The sequence below is a fragment of the Mycolicibacterium houstonense genome (assembly GCF_900078665.2).
Lineage (GTDB): Bacteria > Actinomycetota > Actinomycetes > Mycobacteriales > Mycobacteriaceae > Mycobacterium > Mycobacterium houstonense.
Map to the genome: position 1 here is coordinate 4,185,803 of NZ_LT546207.1, position 2,835 is coordinate 4,188,637.

Annotated in this window: 2 protein-coding genes and 2 pseudogenes; 2 read left to right on the plus strand and 2 right to left on the minus strand. The window is 71.9% G+C overall.

What is annotated here, in order from left to right:
* Positions 1-250: pseudogene (locus BN4332_RS33300) on the plus strand (type VII secretion-associated serine protease); the annotation flags it as partial.
* Here BN4332_RS33300 and eccB read toward each other — a convergent pair.
* Positions 203-1,606, minus strand: a complete 1,404-nt coding sequence (gene eccB, locus BN4332_RS20900) for a type VII secretion protein EccB (RefSeq protein WP_066901263.1) — start codon at positions 1,604-1,606, stop codon at positions 203-205. The pseudogene BN4332_RS33300 and the gene eccB sit on opposite strands and share 48 nt — an antisense overlap.
* A 65-nt stretch (positions 1,607-1,671) precedes the next feature.
* Positions 1,672-1,755: pseudogene (locus BN4332_RS35555) on the minus strand (CGNR zinc finger domain-containing protein); the annotation flags it as partial.
* On the opposite strand from BN4332_RS35555, the gene mycP reads away from it, so the two are divergent.
* On the plus strand, positions 1,717-2,835 hold a 1,119-nt coding region (gene mycP, locus BN4332_RS20910), incomplete at its 3' end, for a type VII secretion-associated serine protease mycosin (RefSeq protein WP_435405201.1). The pseudogene BN4332_RS35555 and the gene mycP sit on opposite strands and share 39 nt — an antisense overlap.

Here is a 2,835-nt window from a genome sequence, read left to right on the forward strand (position 1 = left end):
CGTCGGGCACGGTGTCGTCGACGCACTGGCGGCGGTCAGTGGCGGCACAGCTCCGCAGCCTGCCGCCCCGAAGGCTCCGGTGTCGGTCCCCCTGCCCACCCCGGCAACCGCCGACCCGCTACCGCGGCGGATCGCCTTCGGCGGCGCGGCCGCATGCGTGGCCGCATCGGTCTTGACCGCGCTGGCGCTGTCGGCCAGGCGGTTACGCGGGCGCCGCCCCGACGCCGGGCAATGCGTCCCGCACGACTGAGGCGGTCTCCCGGTTGAGTTCGGGCCCGCGCGGCAGCATGGCCAGCATCGGCCATGGCGCGGGTATCGGGTTGCCGCCGACGCCGAGGTGTTCAGCGGTCTCGCCGTCGCGAATCCCGAACAGCACACCGACGTCGGTGAGCAGATACAGCGGACCACCGGCGACAGCCTCCCGGGCGATACCCCGGGCCTGTAAGAACGCGCTGCGGCCGACCGGGATCTGCACCCGGTCGATGTTCGGCCCGGCCGCGTCGGCCTGGGCCAGCTGCACGCCACCATCGGGCAGCGAATCGGCCATCGCCACAGTGGTATTCGAATCCCGATCCGGCTGTCGTGGATTCCAGCGTGCGCAGATCACCGCTCGCGCACCGGGCAGCACCCGTTCCGGGAACCGGGCCACGGCCAGGCCTGCGGCGAGCGGGACATCGGCCACCAGATCAGCGGGAAGGGTCGGTGGCTCGCGGCCTGGTTGCGGGACGCTGAACCTGATGACGTCCGCTGCCACCCGGTCGATGCGCTGCAGACCGTCGGCCAGCACCACGTAGAACTCGGCGGGGCCGGTGCGTGCCACCCGGATCACGGTGCCCACGGCGGGCCCGCCCAGCGCCGCGGGTCCTGGTGAGCCCGCACCGGCGATCGACGGTGCCCGCAGGGCAGGCGCTTCCGGTACGGAGTCCAACAGGGTTTGCGAAACCGGCTGGGCTGCCACACCTTCCAGGTGCAGGGCGCGAACCACCGCGATGTCGCGGAGGTCCACCCTGGCTCGCCACCCGTCGGCGAGCACATAGGCGGGTGCGCCTGCCGTACGCGCCGATACCAGCAGCGCCTGGCCGGGCCGCAGGGCGGAGATGTCCCGGCCGGGGCGGCCGGCGAGCAACACCGTGTCGCCCGGCTCGGTGACGTCGCAGACGGCCCAGTCCGACTCGTCGAGGCCCATCGGTCGGCCGGTCTCGGCCGGGGCACCGGCAATGCCGACCATCGGCCCCCGCCGGAGCTTCGCGATCGTGGCGTCGTCGACGACGACCGGATTCGCGGGTGCACCGACGATCAGCCGGGCGGACGTCAGGTTCGGCACGGGGTGAACGACGTCACCGATGCGCACGTACAGCGCGCCGGTATGGCGGGCCATCAGGATCGGCTCGTCGCCCGCCGCCGCACCGGGGCGGACCAGTGTGATGACGGCGCACACGGCGATCGCCACGGCCGCCAGCACACACCCGGCACCGAAGGCCACAGACTGGGCCCGCAGTGGGTCGTCGAGCATTCGGGTGTCACCACGCACCAGCGCATGTGCCATGCGCCGCAACAGGAATCGATGCCCGCTGAGCTGTAGCCGAGTGGCCGGTCGCCGTGCCATATGTCCCCCGTGCGCAACCCTAACCCCGGCCGGCACGGTGCGATTACGCCGATTTGCGGGCCGGGTCAGTCCGCACGCTGACGCTGGCGGTAGGCCGCGACGTGCTGGCGATTGCCGCAGTTGCCGGTGTCGCAGAAGATCCGGGACCGGTTGCGCGACAGGTCGGTCAGCACCGCCTCACAGTCCGGCGCCGCGCAGATCTTGAGCCGACGCAGTTCACCGCCGCGGATCAGATCGGCCAGGGCCATCGCCATCTCGGCGCCCATGCGCTGCGCCAGTGGATCGTCGACCGAGGCCAGGTGCAGATGCCAGTCCGGCATCTNATCGCGGTGATCGACACCGGGGTGGCGCGGCACCGGCTGCTGCCCCACTTGATCGGTGGCGGGGACTACGTGGCGCGCGGCGACGGCACCGCCGACTGTGACGGCCACGGCACGATCGTGGCCGGAATCGCCGGTGGGGCACCGAGTTCGGGATTCAGCGGGGTCGCCCCCGATGCCGCTATCCTGGCGATCCGGCAGTCGAGCAACAAGTTCGCTCCCGACGGCGGCGCGACCGGCGTCGGGGACGTCAACACCTTGGCCATGGCGGTACGGACCGCGGCCGACCTCGGCGCGACCGTCATCAACATCTCGTCTCCTGCCTGTGTGGCCGCCGATGCGGCTCCCGACGACCGTGCCCTCGGCGCGGCCCTGAGCTATGCCGTCGACGTGCGGAACGTCGTGGTGGTCGCCGCGGCCGGAAACGTCGGCGCGGGCTGTACCCAGCAAGACCCCGCCGGCCCGGCGGGTAGCGACTGGGACAAGCTGCGTTCGGTGTCGAGCCCGGCCTGGTACGACGACCTGGTGTTGTGTGTCGGCTCGGTCCGATCCGACGGCACCGCATCGGTTTTCAGCCTCGCCGGACCTTGGGTCGATGTGGCCGCACCCGGCGAGAATCTGGTGTCGCTGCACCCGGACGGCCAGCGGTTGATCGACGTCGTCGGGCGCGACGGCCCCATCTCCGGAACGAGTTACGCCGCGCCCGTGGTGGCCGGGCTGGCCGCGCTGGTGCGCGCCCGGTTTCCCCAGTTGAGTGCGCGAGAGGTGATGCGCCGCATCGAAGACACCGCGCGCACCCCATCGGACGGCTGGAATCCGATCGTCGGGCACGGTGTCGTCGACGCACTGGCGGCGGTCAGTGGCGGCACAGCTCCGCAGCCTGCCGCCCCGAAGGCTCCGGTGTCGGTC

Bases quoted from the DNA above. Each gene is read 5' to 3' on its own strand.
- eccB (WP_066901263.1), bottom strand. From the start codon at position 1,606: ATGGCACGGCGACCGGCCACTCGGCTACAGCTCAGCGGGCATCGATTC.